Origin of the sequence: Nostocoides sp., assembly GCF_037045025.1 — a bacterium.
In the GTDB taxonomy this organism is placed as follows: domain Bacteria; phylum Actinomycetota; class Actinomycetes; order Actinomycetales; family Dermatophilaceae; genus Nostocoides_A.
In genome coordinates, this window is record NZ_JBAOHM010000011.1 from 317,886 (window position 1) to 333,928 (window position 16,043).

Here is a 16,043-nt window from a genome sequence, read left to right on the forward strand (position 1 = left end):
GCAGCACGGCAGGTTGCCCGAGCGGCCAATGGGAGCGGACTGTAAATCCGTCGCGAAAGCTACCAAGGTTCGAATCCTTGACCTGCCACCCGTGTCGACCGGCCCCTGATCAGCGGAAACGCGAGTCAGGGGCCGTTTGTATCGGTGTGTCCTCGATTTGTCCGACGTCGCCTTGGCGGATTCGCCCAGTGGAGTTTGTTACGGTCGAGGTTCGCCAGGGGCAGCCGCCAGGAAGCGGGAGCGGGTGCCTTGCCGATCCCCAATCCCGCGGAAGTGACTGATTCATGATGCGACCATCCGCTGCTGTTACCGTCCGTCGAGGCCCTGAGCTGACCTGAGCGAGCTACCCATGTGGGATTCCGTCATCGAGCACACTTTCCACCTCAGCCATGACCGGCCGTGCCTGGGCTGCGGACACGCCGAGCACACCTACCTGCCGTGCGATAGCGGCTGCGGGTGCCCCCGCTCGCCGATCCCCGGGCTGGACGGGGACCTGCTGAAACCGGCCGCGGTCGCCCGGCGGCGCTGACGCCGGTCAGCGATTGGTCGCGACCACGGCGGCGGCCGAGATCGCCCCGTTGATCTGGGCGATCGCGTCCTTGACCGCCTGCCCGGCCCAGGCCTGCGCCGCGATCTCCTTGCCCCGGCGCCGGGCCGCCTTCTTGTCGGTCTCGTCCGAGATGACCTTGGTCAGCATGTCGGTAGCCACGAGCAGCGCGATCAGCGCTGCGGTAGCCTGACTCGGCTCGGCGCCGAGCAGGGCGGCATCGACCCGTTGACGCACCGCCCGCTCCGGCTGCGGGTCGCGCTCGGGATAGACGTCGACCGGCACGACACCCAGGACGACGCGGCGCTCGTGATCGAGGATGCCGGAGGTGACCAGCCGCTCCATCAGATCGTCGGCCAATCCCTTTCCGACCTTGCCGCCGGCCCACCGGATCAGGACGTCCTTGGGCTTGTGGCCGGCGAATTTGACCGCCTCGATCAGCGCAGTGTCGAGGATGCGGTCCTCGGTCGTGCGCTCGAGCAAGACCGTGATGCGGTCGCGCTCTCGCCACGGCAGGTGGTGTGGGGTGACACCGATCCGCTCCCGCAGCGCGAGTTCGACGAGCAGGGCACCGCAGACCGCCAGGCGCACGTGCTGGGCCGAGGCCCGCAGCTTCCCGGTGTCCTCGGTCCGGGAGAGGAGGAGGAACTCCTCGGCGATCAACATGCCCTCACCGTAGCCGCCTCCCGGCAGCCCCGGGATCTTCTCCTGGAGATCGCGTGGCCGGCGTCCTCAAAAGAGTTCCCAGACGCCCTTGACGAGGATGGCCAACACCAGCAACGTCGCGGTGACGAGGACGATCAGCCCGAGGACGGTGAGCGTCCAGCGCACCGCCTGCCGCTGCGGGGAGGCCGGCCGCGCGTCCTGGATACCGGCGCCAGCACGAGGGTCACCGGTCAGCAGACTGGCACCGGGGCGCCCGTCGCGCAGCACGGCGAGGAGGGCGCTCACGCCGGCAACGGCCAGCAGCGCCGGGATGAGCAGCCGCACCATGACACCATTCTCCTCCCTGATACGCCCGCGCGCCGGTCAGGGTTTGGCCTCCGGGGTGACGATCGCGCTGCCGTAGCTCGGCTGATAGGGGTTGAGCCCATTCTCGATCGCGCGGTTGTTGTTGTATTCCTTGGCCGAGCCGAACGGCTTGATCTTCGCTTCGGTGATCTCGGCCTCCAGGCGAGCGATCCGCGCCTCGGCCTCCTTGACCGCGACCTGTGCCTGCGCCGCGGCCTTGGCCGCCTCGGCGTCGGCGATCGCCTTGGCCTGCTGGGTGTCGGCCTCGGCGACCGCCTTGGCCTTGGCGGCGGCCGCCTGGGCCCGGGCCGACTCTTCGTTGGCCAGGGCATCAACGAGAGCCGCTGCTGGGCGGGGCTGTTGGATGAGCGCCGAGAAGCCCTGGAAGAACTCGTCCTCGCCGGGCATCTTCTGCTGGATCAAGGCGGCGAGCTGCTCGTTGACGGTCCGGTTCATCTCGTCCTTGATCGTCGGATCGGCATACAGCTCCTTCCAGGTGTATTTCTTGGCGACTCGATCCAGCGTCGCGTCCAGGGCGGGAGCGAAATACAAATCGAGCATCCGCTGCCAGCCGCGCGGCGTGGCTGACCATTCGTCCGAGCTGGTGTAGAAGGAGGCGTAGCGGTTGCCGATCGCGTCGTGGAAGCGGGTCAAGACCGCGCAGTCGACGTTGAGCCGGAATTCCACCGAACCGGGGACCTCCAGCTGCTGATAGTCCTTGGACACCACCGAGAACGGGCCGTGGTCGGCGTCTTGGCCACCGGTGAAGTTGTAGGTCCGTTGCGAGGCGGGATACCAGTAGTAGCGATCTCCCGGTCGGCGGATCTCGCGCGAGTTCGCCGCGACGCAGCCCTTGGAGTTGGGTGCCTCGATGACGCCACCGCCCTTGTGGACGGCCACCTCGTCGGCGGGTGAGGCAACGGTGCGGATCATGCTGAGCGCGCCGACAACGAGTGCGGCAACGAGCGCGAGAATCGCGATGGCGCGCAACCGTCCGCCGGCGCTGCGAGTGGGTGCACCGATCGGCGCGGGGCTGGTGGTCGTCGTGTTGTTTCGGGCCACGGCGGCCGGTCCTCCTTCGAACATGGCGCAGGCCGGCCCGGCGGCCGGCCTGCCTGGTGTGGTGCTTGGACGATTGTGCCAGGCCGGTTGGTTCCCTGGCCTGGCCGGACGCGCCGGGGTTAGCCCTTCAGCTCGGGGAACATGTCATCGCGCCACTCGTTCGCGGCGGCCCCGGGGGAGTCCTCCTCCCGCTGGCGCAGTTCCACCCGCCGGATCTTGCCGGAGATCGTCTTGGGCAGCTCGGAGAACTCCAACCGGCGGATCCGCTGGAAGGGCGCCAGGTGTTCTCGGCAATAGGTCAGGATCGACAGGGCGGTCTCGCGGGTCGGTTCGTGCCCGGCGACGAGCACGACGAATGCCTTGGGCACGGCCAGCCGCACCGGGTCCGGCGCCGGGACGACGGCGGCCTCGGCGACCGCCGGGTGCTCGATCAACACCGATTCCAGCTCGAACGGGCTGATCTTGTAGTCGCTCGCCTTGAACACATCGTCGGTGCGCCCGACATAGGTGATGTAGCCGTCGGCGTCCCGGGAGGCGATGTCGCCGGTGTGGTAGTAGCCGCCGGCCATGGCGGACGTGTTGCGCGCGTCGTCGCCTTGATATCCGGTCATCAGGCCCAGCGGGCGGTCTTCGAGGTCGAGGCAGATCTCCCCCTCCTCGTCGGTCGGCTCGTTGGTCAACGGGTCAACGAGGACGATCGGCATACCGGGAAGGGGCTTGCCCATTGAGCCCGGCTTGACCACGTCGCCGGGGCAGTTGCCGATCTGGGCGGTGGTCTCGGTCTGTCCGTAGCCGTCGCGCAGCGTCATGCCCCAGTGCTTGTCGACCTGGGCGATGACCTCGGGGTTGAGCGGCTCGCCGGCGCCGATGACCTCGCGCAGGCTGCCCGGCCCACCGGACAGGTCGGCGTTGATCAGCATCCGCCACACGGTCGGCGGCGCGCAGAAGGAGGTGACGTGGTTGTCGCGCAGCACGGTGAGTAGCGCGGCCGGATCGAAGCGGCTGTAGTTATAGATGAACACCGTCGCCTCGGCGATCCACGGCGAGAAGAAGCACGACCACGCGTGCTTGGCCCAGCCGGGGGAAGAGATGTTTAGGTGGACATCGCCTGGGCGCAGCCCGAGCCAGTACATCGTCGACAGGTGACCGAGCGGATAGGACTGTTGGGTGTGCTCGACGAGCTTGGGGCGGCTGGTCGTGCCGCTGGTGAAATAAAGCAGCAACCGGTCGGTCGGCGCGGTGCCGGGGTGCTCGGCCGGCGCCACCTCGCTCTCGTATGCCGCAAGCAGATTCTCCCAGCCGGCCACATCCCCGACGCTCGCCTTGAGATAGTCGCCGGGCACGTCGGCGAATTTGTCGGTGTCGGCCGGGTTGCAGACAACCGCCTTGGCGGCGCCGCGCTCGATCCGGTCGCGCAGGTCGTTCGGCCCGAGGGCCGTGGTCGTCGGCATGATGACCGCACCGCGTTTCATCACCCCGAGCATCGTCGACCACAGCTCGACCTGGTTGCCGAGCATGACGATCACCGAGTCGCCGCGGCCGATCCCGTGGCCGGCCAGCCAGGCGGCGATCTGGTCGGACGCCGTGGCCATCGCGTCGAAGGAGACCTCCTGGCGGCGCCCGTCCTCCTCGACGATGATCAGCGCGGGTTGGTCGTTGCCGCGGGCGATCGCGTCGAACCAGTCGATCGCCCAGTTGAACCGTCCCCCGAGGTTGGGCCACCGGAACTCGTCCACCGCCCGGCTGTGGTCCTCACGCAACGCGATCAACTGATCGCGCGCCTGACGGTAGGCCTCGGTCACCTTCGACATCGTTGTCGCCTTTCCTTGGTCGGGAGGATCGGGACACACTCTGCCAGGCGTCCGCCACTCAGCCGTGCCTGGGTGGGCGCTGGTGAGCTACGTAACCGTGACTCGCGGACTGGTCACGCGTCCAGCTCGATCGGCGTCGCCGCGGCGCGCTGGGGGCGTGCGACCCACCCCAGTCTCCCCTAGGCTGTGATGCAGGTTACAGAGGCGTAAACCTCAGGAGGCAACGGTGTTCTCACGGATCGCAGTCATCAACCGGGGCGAAGCGGCCATGCGTCTGATCCACGCAGTCCGCGACCTCAATGCCGGCGCTGGCAGCGGCCCGTCCATCGAGGTCGTCGCCCTGCATACCGAGGGGGAGAAGACGGCGATGTTCGTCCGCGAGGCGGACATCGCCTACAACCTCGGGCCGGCATCCGCGCGCCCCTATCTCGACCACGCGGTCCTCGAACGGGCCATGAAAGAGACCGGCGCCGACGCCGTCTGGGTCGGCTGGGGGTTCGTCGCCGAGGACGCCAGCTTCGCCGATCTGTGTGCCCGGATCGGGGTCACCTTCATCGGGCCGAGCGGCGAGGCCATGCGCAAGCTCGGCGACAAGATCGGCAGCAAGCTGATCGCCGAGGAGGTCGGCGTGCCGGTGGCGCCGTGGAGCCGCAGTGGTGTCGACACCCTCGAGGAGGCCACGGCGGCCGCCGCCCAGGTCGGCTATCCGCTGATGCTCAAGGCCACCGCGGGCGGCGGCGGCCGCGGCATCCGCAAGCTGACCAGCGACGCCGAGCTGGAGGCTGCCTTCCAGCTCACCCGGGACGAAGCCCTGCGCGCCTTCGGCAATGGCACCGTCTTCCTGGAGAAGCTCGTCACCGGCGCCCGGCATGTCGAGGTCCAGGTCATCGCCGACGGGCGGGGCAGCGCCTGGGCGCTCGGGGTGCGCGACTGCTCGGTCCAGCGGCGCAACCAGAAGGTCATCGAGGAGTCTTCCTCGGTGGTCATGACGCCCGAGCAGGCGCAGGTGCTCAAGGACAGCGCCGAGCGGCTGGCGATCGCCGTCGACTACGCCGGTGCGGGCACCGTCGAATTCCTTTTCCAGCCCAGCGACGGCACCTTCGCCTTCCTCGAGGTCAACACCCGGCTGCAGGTCGAGCACCCGATCACCGAGGTCACCACCGACACCGACCTGGTCAAGCTGCAGATCCACGTCGCCTCGGGCGGGCGGCTGGAGGGCACCAAGCCGCCGGAGAAGGGGCACGCGGTCGAGGCGCGCCTCAACGCCGAGGACCCCGACCGGGACTTCGCACCGGCGCCGGGCAGGATCGCGCACCTCGACTTCCCCAGCGGCCCGGGCATCCGCGTCGACACCGGTGTCGGAGAGGGCGATTCGATTCCGGCGGACTTCGATTCGATGATCGCCAAGATCATCGCCTACGGCAAGGACCGGGACGAGGCGCTCGCCCGGCTGCGCCGGGCGATGCGTGAGACCAGCGTCGTCATCGAAGGCGGGGCGACCAACAAGAGCTTCGTCCTCGACCTGCTCGACCAGCCCGAGGTCCTCGACGGCAGCGCCGACACCGGCTGGATCGACCGCGTCCGCGGCGAGGGCCGGCTGATCAGCACTGCCGGCACCGGCGTCGCCCTGGTCATGGCCGGCATCGAGGCCTACGAGGACGCCGAGGCGCTGGAGCGCAGCCGGCTGCTCACGACCGCGCGAGGTGGCCAACCCCAGGTCCAGCACCAGGTCGGCCGGCCGGTCGAGCTGAAGCTGCGGGGGGCGGCATACAAGGTGACGGTCTTGCGCATGGGCACCGACCGGTTCCGGGCCACGGTCGCCAGCGCGAGCGAGACGCGCCGGGTCGACGTCACGCTGACCCGGCAGGGCCCGTATGCCGCGCGCCTGCGGGTCGGCGGGAGCACCTATCGCCTGCTGTCGGCGACGCACGGACCCGTCCATCTCGTCGAGGTCGACGGTGTCACCCACCGGGTCAGCAGGGACGAGGGCGGCGTCATCCGGTCGCAGTCGCCCGCGCTGGTGGTCGCGACCCCCGTCGCCGTCGGGTCGGAGGTGGCCGCGGGGTCGCCGGTGCTCGTCCTGGAGTCGATGAAGATGGAGACCGTCCTGACGGCGCCCTTCGCCGCCCGGGTCAAGGAGTTGCATGTCTCGGCAGGCAGCCAGGTCGAGACCGGCGCGCCGCTGGCGCGCCTGGAGCCCCTAGGCGACGGCGACGACGACGCGAGCGCCGCGGGCGGCGAGGCAGTCCCCCTGGGGCTGTCCGAGGACGACGCCGCCGCCGAGCCGGCCGACCGCGCCAGGCAAGCATTGCGGGATCTGCGGGCGATGGTCCTCGGCTATGACAGCGATCCGGCCGAGAAGGACGCCGGCCTCGCCCGCTACCTGCAGGCGCGGGCCGAACTCGCTGCGGTCGGCCAGGTGCCGCTCGCCGACGAACTCGACCTTCTTGAGACGTTCGCCGATTTCGCCGAGCTCAGCCGCAACAAGCCGCGGGAAGAAGTCGAGATCGACGACTTCCGGATTCACTCGCCGCGTGAGTATTTCCACACCTATCTGCGCACCCTCGACCCCGACCGCGGTGCCCTGCCCGAGGAGTTCCGCCAACGGCTGATCCGGGTGCTGCGGCACTACGGCGTCGACGGGCTGGAGCGCAGCCTTGAGCTTGAAGCCGCCGTCTTCCGCCGCTTCCTCGCCGGGCAGCGGTCCTCCCCGGAGGTCCAGCTGACGATCGCGGTGCTGCAGCGGTGGCTGGTCGAGCCCCGGCCCGCGGCGCCGCTGGACGAAACCGCGCGCGACGTCCTGGAGCGCCTGATCTCGGCGACCCAGCTGCGCTTCCCGGTCGTCGGCAACCTGGCCCGTAGCGTCCGCTTCCGGTGGTTCGACCAGCCCTTCGTCGACGCCGAGCGCAAGTCCGTCCTCGACTCGGTGTCTGCCGAGTTGGAGGCGCTGCACTCCTTGCCGGACGGCCCCGAACGCACCCGCCGCCGCGAAGCGCTCGCCGACATCCCCGAGCGGATCGTCAGCTTCCTCGGTGACCGGCTGCGGCCGGGGACACCGGCGCGCGAGGCCATGCTGGCCGTGCTCATCCGGCGGCACTACCGCGAGCACGAGATGCTCGACCTGCGCGAGTTCGACGTCGACCGTCGGCCCTTTGCCAGCGCGAACTACACCCTGGACGACCGGCCGTCGCACCTGATCACCACGGTGGGCCAGCACGACGAGCTGGTCGTCGGCAGCCCGCTCGTCGAGGCCCTGACCGGCCTGCTCGGGCACAGCGGGCGCCAAGAGGTCGTCGATGTCTATATCCACACGCCGGACCTGACCCTCGACGAGGATGCCGCGTCGGCCCAACTGGCCGAGCAAGTCGCGGCGCTGCCGTTCGTGCACACGCTGCGCCGGATCGCCGTCGGCGTCGTCCGGGGCGAGGGCGTCGAGGTCGGCTACTTCACCTTCCGGCCCCAAGGCGACGGCACCGTGATCGAGGACGTCCCGGTTCGGGGCATCCACCCCATGGTGGGTCGGCGGTTGAACATCTGGCGGCTGCGCGACTTCGAGTTGACCCGGCTCGAGGCGCCCCGCGATGTGCTCCTGCTACACGGCGTCGCCCGGGAAAACCCGCGCGACCAGCGGCTGTTCGCGCTTTCCGAGGTGCGCCAGCTGGCGATCGTGCGGGACGCGAAGGGCCGCGTCGTGGAACTGCCCCATACCGTGCGTGCCCTGGCCAACTGCCTTGAGGCGATTCGCCGCGCGCGGGTCTTCCTCGGCGACGTCGGCAGCGAGCTGGACATGAACCACATCTGGATCGGTGTCTGGCCGGTCATCGACGCGCGTGCACAAGAGCTCATCGCTCTCCAGCACAGCGTCGCCCCCATGACGGCCGGGGCGGGCATCGAGGAAGTGCGCTTCGAAGGGCGACTGCGCGGCACCGATGGCGGCGCCGTCCCGATCGTCGCCCGGCTGACCGCACAACCGGGGTCGACGATGCTGGCCTCGATCGAGTCGCCGGCCACCGACCGGCTCGCTCCGCTCGACTCGTATGCCGAAAAGGCCGTCCGCGCCCGACGTCGCGGACAGGTCTACCCCTACGAACTCGAATCCCTCATCACCGGCGACGGCGGCACCATGCACGAATACGACCTGGACGGCGAGGGCAGCCTCGTCCCGGTCCAGCGCGCGCATGGCCAAAACACCTCCGGAATCGTGTGTGCGGTCGTCACCACGCCGACGCGGCTGCATCCCGAGGGGATCAAACGTGTTCTCCTGGCGGGAGATCCGTTGCGTTCCCTGGGGTCGCTGGCCGAGGACGAGTGCGCGCGGATCGTTGCCGGGATCGACCTCGCCGAGGAGTTCGGGGTCCCGCTGGAGTGGTTCGCGTTGTCGGCCGGTGCCCGCATCGCGATGGACTCGGGCACCGAGAATATGGACTGGGTCGCCCGCGCGTTGAAACGCATCGTCGAGTTCACCCAAGGTGGCGGCGAGATCAATATCGTCGTCGCTGGGATCAATGTCGGCGCCCAGCCCTATTGGAACGCCGAGTCCACGATGCTGATGCATACCAAGGGTGTGCTGATCATGACCCCGGACAGCGCGATGGTGCTCACCGGCAAGCAGTCGCTCGACTTCTCCGGGGGCGTCAGCGCCGAGGACAACTTCGGGATCGGCGGCTACGACCGGGTCATGGGGCCCAATGGGCAAGCCCAGTACTGGGCGCCCGACCTGGCCGGTGCCGCCGAGATCCTGCTCACCCACTACGACGCCACCTATATCGCCCCCGGCGAGGACGGTCCTCGGCACGCGCCGAGCGTCGATCCGGTCGATCGCGATGTCACCTTCTCGCCGCACACCGTCGAGGGCATCGATTTCGCCACGATCGGCGACATCTGGTCGGCGCAGAGCAATCCCGAGCGCAAGAAGGCCTTCGACATCCGCACGGTCATCCGGGCGGTCGTTGACCAGGACCACTCGATGCTGGAGCGGTGGGCGGGGATGGCGGACGCCGAGACCGCCGTGGTCGTCGACGCCCGGCTCGGCGGCCACTCGGTCTGCCTGATCGGGATCGAGTCCAAGGCGGTCCCGCGGCAGGGCTTCCCCCCGACCGACGGCCCCGACTCCTACACGGCCGGGACGCTCTTCCCGAAGTCGTCCAAGAAGGTCGCCCGGGCGCTCAACTCCGCCTCCGGGAACCGGCCGGTGGTCGTCCTGGCCAACCTGTCGGGCTTCGACGGCTCGCCCGAATCGATGCGCGGGCTGCAGCTGGAGTATGGCGCCGAGATCGGGCGGGCGATCGTCAACTTCGACGGGCCGATCGTCTTCGTCGTCATCTCCCGCTATCACGGTGGCGCCTTCGTCGTCTTCTCCAAGGCACTCAACCCGCGGATGACCGTGTTGGCCATCGAAGGCTCGTATGCCTCGGTGATCGGTGGCGCCCCGGCCGCCGCCGTCGTTTTCAGCCGCGATGTCGACAAGCGCACCTCCGCCGATCCGCGCGTGAAGGAGCTGGAGTCGCGTCTGGCCGAGGCAGCCAACGGGGACCGCGCAGCCGTCGCCGCCGAGCTCGCCGAGGTCCGCAAGTCGGTCCGGGCCGAAAAGCTCGGCGAGGTGGCCAGCGAGTTCGACACGATCCACGACATTCACCGGGCCGTCCGGGTGGGGTCGGTCGATGAAGTCATCGCCGCCGCGGACCTGCGGCCGCGGATCATCGCGGCGCTCGACGTGGGCTGAGCAATCATCCCCGGCGCGACACCGCTGGTTCACCCCACGGACGCGCCGGGGACGCCGGGGGTCGCTAAATCAGTGGCTCATGCGAATCCGCCGTCCCTTGTCGACATCCGTAACCCGGCCGCCCCGACACTGCTGGACTCGATCGCGGCGCCGGGCGCCAACAGCGTTGCCGTTAACGCGGGCCTGGTGGCGATCGCCCAGCAGTCCGATCTCAAGACCGACCCGGGTGTGGTCGCGTTCTACGACGCCGGCTCGTATGCTGAACGGGGCCGGGTCAGCGTCGGTGCGCTACCCGGGTCACCGGCATCCGCGCCCTGGGGTTGAAGGACCACTCGGTCAACCGCAACGCGCTGGATCCCTCCGACAAGGACGGCGGCGTGCACATCCGCGCCGGCGCCGTGCGTGGCATGTATCTCCCGGACGGGATCGCCCACTACGCCGTCGGCGGCACGGGATATCTCGTCACCGCCAACGAAGGCGATGCCCGCGACTACGACTGTTTTGCCGAGGAGGAGCGGGTTGCCGACCTGACGCTTGACCCGCGGGTCTTCCCCAATGCGGTGGCCCTGCAGCAGGACGCCAACTTCGGCCGGCTCACGGTGACGACGACGGCGCCGCAGAGCGCTCGCGGTTACACCCAGCTGCAGTCCTTCGGCGGCCGGTCGATCTCGGTGCGGAATGCGCGCACGGGCGCCCTGGTCTGGGATTTCGGCGCGAGCGTCGAGTGGCTGACCTCCCGCCGGGTGCCCGCCCTGTTCAACGCGGACAACACCGAGAACGGTGCCGACAAGCGCAGCGACAACAAGGGTCCCGAGCCCGAGGGTGTCGACCTCGGCACGATCGGCGCCAAGACCCACGCTTTCGTCGGCCTGGAGCGGCAAAGCGGCATCGTCGTCGTCGACGTGAGCGACCCGGCCGCCGGGCAGATCGTCGGCTACGCGAGCAACCGCGACCCGGAGGGCGACCCCGAGGCCGGCACCGCAGGCGACCTCGGCCCGGAGGGAATCCTCTTTGTGCCCGGTGCCGACAGTCCCAACGGACGGCCGCTGCTGATCGTCGGGAACGAGGTCTCCGGCACGACGACGATCTGGCAGGTCGCCGCGCGCTGACTTAGGAATGCTCCGGGTGTGGGCATGGTTAGCGCTTCAATAAGCGTGATTCTGTCCCCCACTCAAGGAGCACCACCTGTGAAGATCGGCATCATCATCGGATCCATCCGCGAGGGCCGCGCCGCCGAGGCCGTCGCGACCTGGGTCTTGGACCACGCCCAGGCCCACGGCGGCGCGGACTTCGAGCTGGTCGACCTGTTGAAGTTCGACGTCCCGCTGCTCACCTCGGCCACCGTGCCCGGCGCCGCCAACAAGCAGTACGACGACGAGCGGGTCACTCACTGGAGCCAGGCGATCGACTCCTTCGACGGCTTCATCTTCGTCACGCCGGAGTACAACCACGGCGTCCCCGGGGCCTTCAAGAACGCCTTCGACTCCCTCGGCAACGAGTGGGCCGGCAAGACCGTCGGGTTCGTCTCGTATGGCGCCGAGAGCGGCGTCCGCGCCGTCGAGCACTGGCGCCAGATCGTCGCCAACTTCCACATGGCCGCCGTCCGCCAGCAGGTGTCGGTCTCCCGGTTCCTGGAGTTCGACCGGAGCGCGGTTCACGCCCGAACGAGCGCCGGGTCGACGAGCTGAACACCCTGCTCGACCAGCTCCTGAAGCTGACCGCCAAGCTGCGCGGCTGAGCAGCGACATCCTTCGAGCGGCATACCCTGGGAGGCATGACCTCCCCCACGACCGCGGCGCCTGCCGCCCGGCCCGGTGACGGCCGGGGCCGGCGCCGTCGCCGTGCCCCGGGGTGGGTGCCCAATCAGCACGGCGCGTGGGCGATGCTCGCAACACCGCTGCTCGTCGGCATCCTGGCCAGCCAGCCGCGCTGGGTGCATGTGCCGCTCACGGCGTTCTGGTTCGCTGGTTACTTCGCGTTCTTCGCTGCCGGACTGTGGCTCAAGGCGCGACGCCGGAAGCGCTACTGGCCGCCGGTGCTGGCATACGGCATCACCAGCGCTGCCCTGGGCGGGGCCGTCCTGGTGATCCGGCCGGAGTTGGTGCGGTGGGCGCCGCTCTTCCTGATTCCCCTCGGCATCGGCCTGTATGCCGCGGCCCGCCGCGACGACCGCTCGCTGATCTCCGGCCTCGCGACGACGCTCGGCTCCTGCCTGATGACGGTGGTGGCGTATGACGCGGGCGGCGGCACCGACTGGCCGCGGGCGTGGCTTCTCGCCGCCGTCCTCGCGGCCTATTTCGGCGGCACCGTCGTCTATGTGAAAACCATGATCCGGGAGCGGGATTCGGCGGCGCACTACTGGCTGTCGGTCGGCTGGCACGCGTTCGCCACGGTGGCGATGGCCTGGGTCAGCTGGCCGCTTGTTGCCGTCTTTGCCGTGCTCACCACTCGGGCCGCCGTCCTGCCTCGCCTGGCCCGCCCGCTGACCCCCAAGACCGTCGGCCTCATCGAGATCGCCGCGACCCTCGCCGTCGCCGGCTGCGCCCTCGCCAACGGTGCCCTCCTGCCCGCCCCCCACATTCGCTGAGGTCTGGTGTTTTTGCCGAGGTCGGCATACCGATCATCCGACCTCGGCCAAAACACCAGACCTCGGCGTGGGTAGTTTTGTTGTGTACTAGTGCTCAGGCGGGCAGGCCCCGGGTCAGGCCAGAATCAGGCGCATGTCGACGCGCACCCGGTGGTGGCTCACCGCCCTCGTCCTCCTGCTGACCGTCATCCAGCTCGCGGTGGGCGCCTTCAGCGGGCTGCCCCAGTTCGCCGGCAAGGGCTTCGGGGCCCGGTTGTGGGCCTACCCGCTGATGATGCTGCTCGTCCCGGCGATCTGGTGGGGCTGGCGCACCCGGGCGGCGCGGGCAGCGGGGGAGGGGCGGGCCGCGGCATACGGACGAGGCGTGTGGGAGGACGGCGTGCCGTGGGGTGCGTTCGCGCTGATCATGCTGCCTTTCCTCGTCGACGTTTCCGGCAACACCCTCGACCTGTATGACGCCGTCGTCTGGTGGGACGACGCCAACCACTTCGTCAACTGGATCTTCCTCAACGCCGGTCTCGGACTGCTGCTGCTCCACGGCATCGAGCGGCCGTGGGCGCGTGTGCTGCTGGTCACAGGCCTCGGCGCAATCCTCGCGATCGGCTGGGAGCTGGGGGAGTGGTACACCTTCATCCGCCACGGCACCGAACTGGACACCGCCTATCAGGACACCCTCGGCGACGAGGCGCTGGGCACCCTCGGTGCCCTCGTCGCCGGATTGCTCCTTGCGCGCAACCGGAAAGTGCCCGCGCCCGGCCGCGATTTCTCCCAGTCGGGCCGGGCCGTGTAGGCTCTCGGTCGCACTCCCCGCGGGGGCGTGCAGGCCTCCTTAGCTCAGTCGGCAGAGCGTTTCCATGGTAAGGAAAAGGTCGTCGGTTCGATTCCGACAGGGGGCTCGGGTCGCCCTCCAAGGGGGTCCGTCCGAGGCGGGATAGCTCAGCTGGTCAGAGCGCACGACTCATAATCGTGAGGTCGCGGGATCGAGCCCCGCTCCCGCTACTGCCCGGGCGATTTCGTGGGAACGAATTCGCTCGGTACGCTGTTATGTCGTTGTCGCGGCAGCCCCGCCGCGACGCCGTCTCCCATTCGCCGACGAAGTAGGTTGCTCCCGTGGCCAAGAAGACCACCGAAATCCGCCCCAAGATCACCTTGGCGTGCACCGAGTGCAAGGAGCGCAACTACATCACGGAGAAGAACCGCCGCAACAGCCCCGACCGGCTCGAGCTGGCCAAGTTCTGTCCGCGCTGCAGGAAACACACTCCCCACCGCGAGACCCGCTAAGGTCCCTCCGCACCGCAGACAACCCGTCCCCGAGCCGACCGGCCGGGGGCTTGTTGTTTGTCCGGACCCCATAGGCTGTCCGCTATGCCAGTGAACGAGGACTATGTCGGCCGCAGCTTCGCGGCCGTCGGCCCGTATGCCGTGGATGCCGCGATGATCGCCGCCTTCGCCACCGCGGTGGGATCCACCGATCCGGTGCACTTCGACGCGGACGCGGCACGCGCGGCCGGCTATCGCGACGTCATCGCCCCGCCGACCATGGCCGTGCGCTTCGACCAGCTCGCCTCGAGCGGCTACGTCAAGGACCCGGAGGCCGGTATCGACTTCTCCCGCGTCGTGCACGGCGAGCAGAAGTTCGTCCACCACCGCCCGATCACCGCCGGCGACGAGCTGACCGCCCAAAGCACCGTCGACAGCATCCGCAGCGCCGGCGGCCACTCGATGATCACCGTCCGCAGCGAAATCACCGCCGGTGATGAGCCGGTCGCGACGACGACCTCAACGATCGTCGTCCGGGGAGGGGAGTGAGCATGGCCCGCCAGTTCAGCCAGGTCACTGTCGGCGAGCAGTTCGGCCCGGTGAGCGTCCCCGTCGGCCGCGACACGCTGGTCGCCTATGCCGGCGCCTCCCTCGACCAGAACCCGATCCACCAGGACGAGGCGTTCGCCAAGAGCGTCGGGTTGCCCGATGTCATCGCTCACGGCATGTGGACGATGGGCGCCGCCGGCACCTTGGCCGCCGACTGGGCCGGCAACGCCGGCCGGGTCGTCGAATACGGCACCCGGTTCACGAGCATGGTCATCGTCCCGCCCGAGGGCGCGACCCTGGAGGTCAGCGGCGTCGTGAAGTCCCTTGATGAGGCCACCAAGCGGGCCACCGTCGAATTGACCGCCACCGCGGCCGGCCAGAAGGTCCTCGGCCGATGCCTGGCGGTCGTCCAGCTCGACTGATGCGCACGGAGGCCGACGCCCCGCTCGCCCCCCTGACGACGATGCGGGTCGGTGGCCCCGCGCGCCGGCTCGTCGTCGCCGAGACGACCGAGGAACTGATCGGCGCCGTCCGCGAGGCGGACGCTGCCGGCGAGCCAGTGCTCGTCCTCGGCGGCGGGTCCAATGTCGTCCTGCCCGACGCCGGCGTCGATGGCACGGTCGTGCACGTGGCCACTCGCGGGATCACCCGCGAGTCGGTCGACGCCTGCGCCGGCGCGTTGGTCACCGTCGCGGCCGGAGAGTCCTGGGACGACGTCGTCCAGCACGCGATCGCCGAGGGCTGGTCGGGGATCGAGGCGCTCTCCGGCATCCCCGGCAGCACTGGCGCCACCCCGGTGCAGAATGTTGGCGCCTACGGCCAGGAGGTCGCCCAGACAATCGCCCGCGTGCGCACCTGGGACCGGGAGCGACAGCAGGTCCGGACCTTCGCCGCGCTCGACTGCGCGTTCACCTACCGCAATTCGCTGTTCAAGGCGACCAGCCGCTATGTCGTTCTCGAGGTGAGCTTCCAGTTCGTCCTCGGCGACCTGTCCGCCCCGATCGCGTATGCCGATCTGGCCACCCAACTCGACACCGACCTCGGCGCCCGCGTCCCGCTCGCCGAGGCCCGCGCGGCCGTCCTGGCCCAGCGCAGCAACCGCGGGATGGTCCTCGACCCCCAAGATCACGACACCTGGAGCTGCGGGTCGTTCTTCACCAACCCGATCCTCAGCGTCCCGCAGTTCGACGCGCTGCAGGCGCGCGTCCACGACCGCCTCGGCCCGGATGCCGCCCCCCCACGCTTCGCCGACGCCGACGGCAATGTCAAGACCAGTGCCGCCTGGCTGATCGAGCGCGCCGGTTTCCCCAAGGGATTCGGTATGCCGGGCCCGGCCGCCATCTCCACCAAACACACGCTCGCGATCACCAACCGGGGCGGCGCCACCGCCGCCGACGTGCTCACCTTGGCTCGCACCGTCCGCGACGGCGTCTACTCGGCCTTCGGGGTGACGCTCGTCAACGAGCCGATCCTGGTCGGCGCCCAGCTGTAGGC

The 16,043-nt window shown here is 69.4% G+C and carries 15 protein-coding genes and 3 tRNA genes; 14 read left to right on the forward strand and 4 right to left on the reverse strand.

The genetic code is table 11. From position 1 onward, the window contains the following. Positions 1-7 precede the first annotated feature (7 nt). Together V9G19_RS12585 and V9G19_RS12590 are read left to right on the forward strand one after the other, a co-directional pair. Positions 8-88: transfer RNA gene (locus V9G19_RS12585), tRNA-Tyr, on the forward strand. Positions 89-349: 261 nt separating this feature from the next. After that, a complete protein-coding gene (locus V9G19_RS12590; protein WP_462285760.1) occupies positions 350-529 on the forward strand; it encodes a hypothetical protein in 180 nt (59 codons plus the stop codon). Between the two features lie 6 nt (positions 530-535). Here V9G19_RS12590 and V9G19_RS12595 read toward each other — a convergent pair whose 3' ends face one another. From V9G19_RS12595 to V9G19_RS12610, 4 genes are all read right to left on the reverse strand, one after another. Further along, on the reverse strand, positions 536-1,213 hold the full coding sequence (locus V9G19_RS12595; protein ID WP_462285761.1) for a GOLPH3/VPS74 family protein: 678 nt from the start codon (positions 1,211-1,213) through the stop codon (positions 536-538). Between the two features lie 66 nt (positions 1,214-1,279). Further along, complete coding sequence (locus tag V9G19_RS12600) at positions 1,280-1,540, reverse strand: hypothetical protein (RefSeq protein ID WP_462285762.1); 261 nt, start codon at positions 1,538-1,540, stop codon at positions 1,280-1,282. A gap of 36 nt (positions 1,541-1,576) precedes the next feature. Next, positions 1,577-2,620 carry an SPFH domain-containing protein gene (locus V9G19_RS12605; protein ID WP_462285763.1) on the reverse strand — a complete coding sequence of 348 codons (1,044 nt, stop codon included), beginning with the start codon at positions 2,618-2,620 and terminating at the stop codon, positions 1,577-1,579. Positions 2,621-2,739: 119 nt separating this feature from the next. Continuing rightward, positions 2,740-4,431, reverse strand: a complete 1,692-nt coding sequence (locus tag V9G19_RS12610; RefSeq protein WP_462285764.1) for an AMP-binding protein — start codon at positions 4,429-4,431, stop codon at positions 2,740-2,742. 226 nt (positions 4,432-4,657) lie between these two features. Between V9G19_RS12610 and V9G19_RS12615 the strand changes: the two genes are divergently transcribed. The 12 genes from V9G19_RS12615 to V9G19_RS12670 all read left to right on the forward strand — a co-directional run bounded on the left by V9G19_RS12615 (position 4,658) and on the right by V9G19_RS12670 (position 16,041). Further along, complete coding sequence (locus V9G19_RS12615; protein ID WP_462285765.1) at positions 4,658-10,153, forward strand: ATP-binding protein; 5,496 nt, start codon at positions 4,658-4,660, stop codon at positions 10,151-10,153. 72 nt (positions 10,154-10,225) lie between these two features. Continuing rightward, a complete protein-coding gene (locus V9G19_RS12620) occupies positions 10,226-10,477 on the forward strand; it encodes a hypothetical protein (protein ID WP_462285766.1) in 252 nt (83 codons plus the stop codon). Further along, a complete protein-coding gene (locus V9G19_RS12625) occupies positions 10,474-11,262 on the forward strand; it encodes a choice-of-anchor I domain-containing protein (RefSeq protein WP_462285767.1) in 789 nt (262 codons plus the stop codon). The genes V9G19_RS12620 and V9G19_RS12625 overlap by 4 nt, the downstream gene beginning before the upstream one ends. A gap of 78 nt (positions 11,263-11,340) precedes the next feature. Next, positions 11,341-11,841, forward strand: coding sequence for an NADPH-dependent FMN reductase (locus V9G19_RS12630; protein ID WP_462285768.1), 501 nt, complete (start codon positions 11,341-11,343; stop codon positions 11,839-11,841). Between the two features lie 86 nt (positions 11,842-11,927). Then, complete coding sequence (locus V9G19_RS12635) at positions 11,928-12,740, forward strand: YwiC-like family protein (RefSeq protein ID WP_462285769.1); 813 nt, start codon at positions 11,928-11,930, stop codon at positions 12,738-12,740. Between the two features lie 133 nt (positions 12,741-12,873). After that, a complete protein-coding gene (locus tag V9G19_RS12640; protein ID WP_462285770.1) occupies positions 12,874-13,530 on the forward strand; it encodes a hypothetical protein in 657 nt (218 codons plus the stop codon). 33 nt (positions 13,531-13,563) lie between these two features. Further along, a tRNA-Thr gene (locus V9G19_RS12645) sits at positions 13,564-13,636 on the forward strand. Positions 13,637-13,665: 29 nt separating this feature from the next. Then, a tRNA-Met gene (locus tag V9G19_RS12650) sits at positions 13,666-13,739 on the forward strand. A 111-nt stretch (positions 13,740-13,850) separates the two neighbouring features. Continuing rightward, positions 13,851-14,021, forward strand: coding sequence for a 50S ribosomal protein L33 (gene rpmG, locus V9G19_RS12655; RefSeq protein WP_462285771.1), 171 nt, complete (start codon positions 13,851-13,853; stop codon positions 14,019-14,021). An 84-nt stretch (positions 14,022-14,105) separates the two neighbouring features. Further along, a complete protein-coding gene (locus V9G19_RS12660; RefSeq protein WP_462285772.1) occupies positions 14,106-14,549 on the forward strand; it encodes an FAS1-like dehydratase domain-containing protein in 444 nt (147 codons plus the stop codon). Positions 14,550-14,551: 2 nt separating this feature from the next. Next, the gene (locus V9G19_RS12665) at positions 14,552-14,971 is read left to right on the forward strand and encodes a MaoC family dehydratase (protein WP_462285773.1); all 420 of its coding nucleotides are present in this window, start codon (positions 14,552-14,554) and stop codon (positions 14,969-14,971) included. After that, entirely contained in the window at positions 14,971-16,041 is a 1,071-nt protein-coding gene (locus V9G19_RS12670) for a UDP-N-acetylmuramate dehydrogenase (protein WP_462285774.1), read from the forward strand. Before V9G19_RS12665 ends, V9G19_RS12670 begins: the two co-directional genes overlap by 1 nt. Positions 16,042-16,043: the final 2 nt, after the last annotated feature.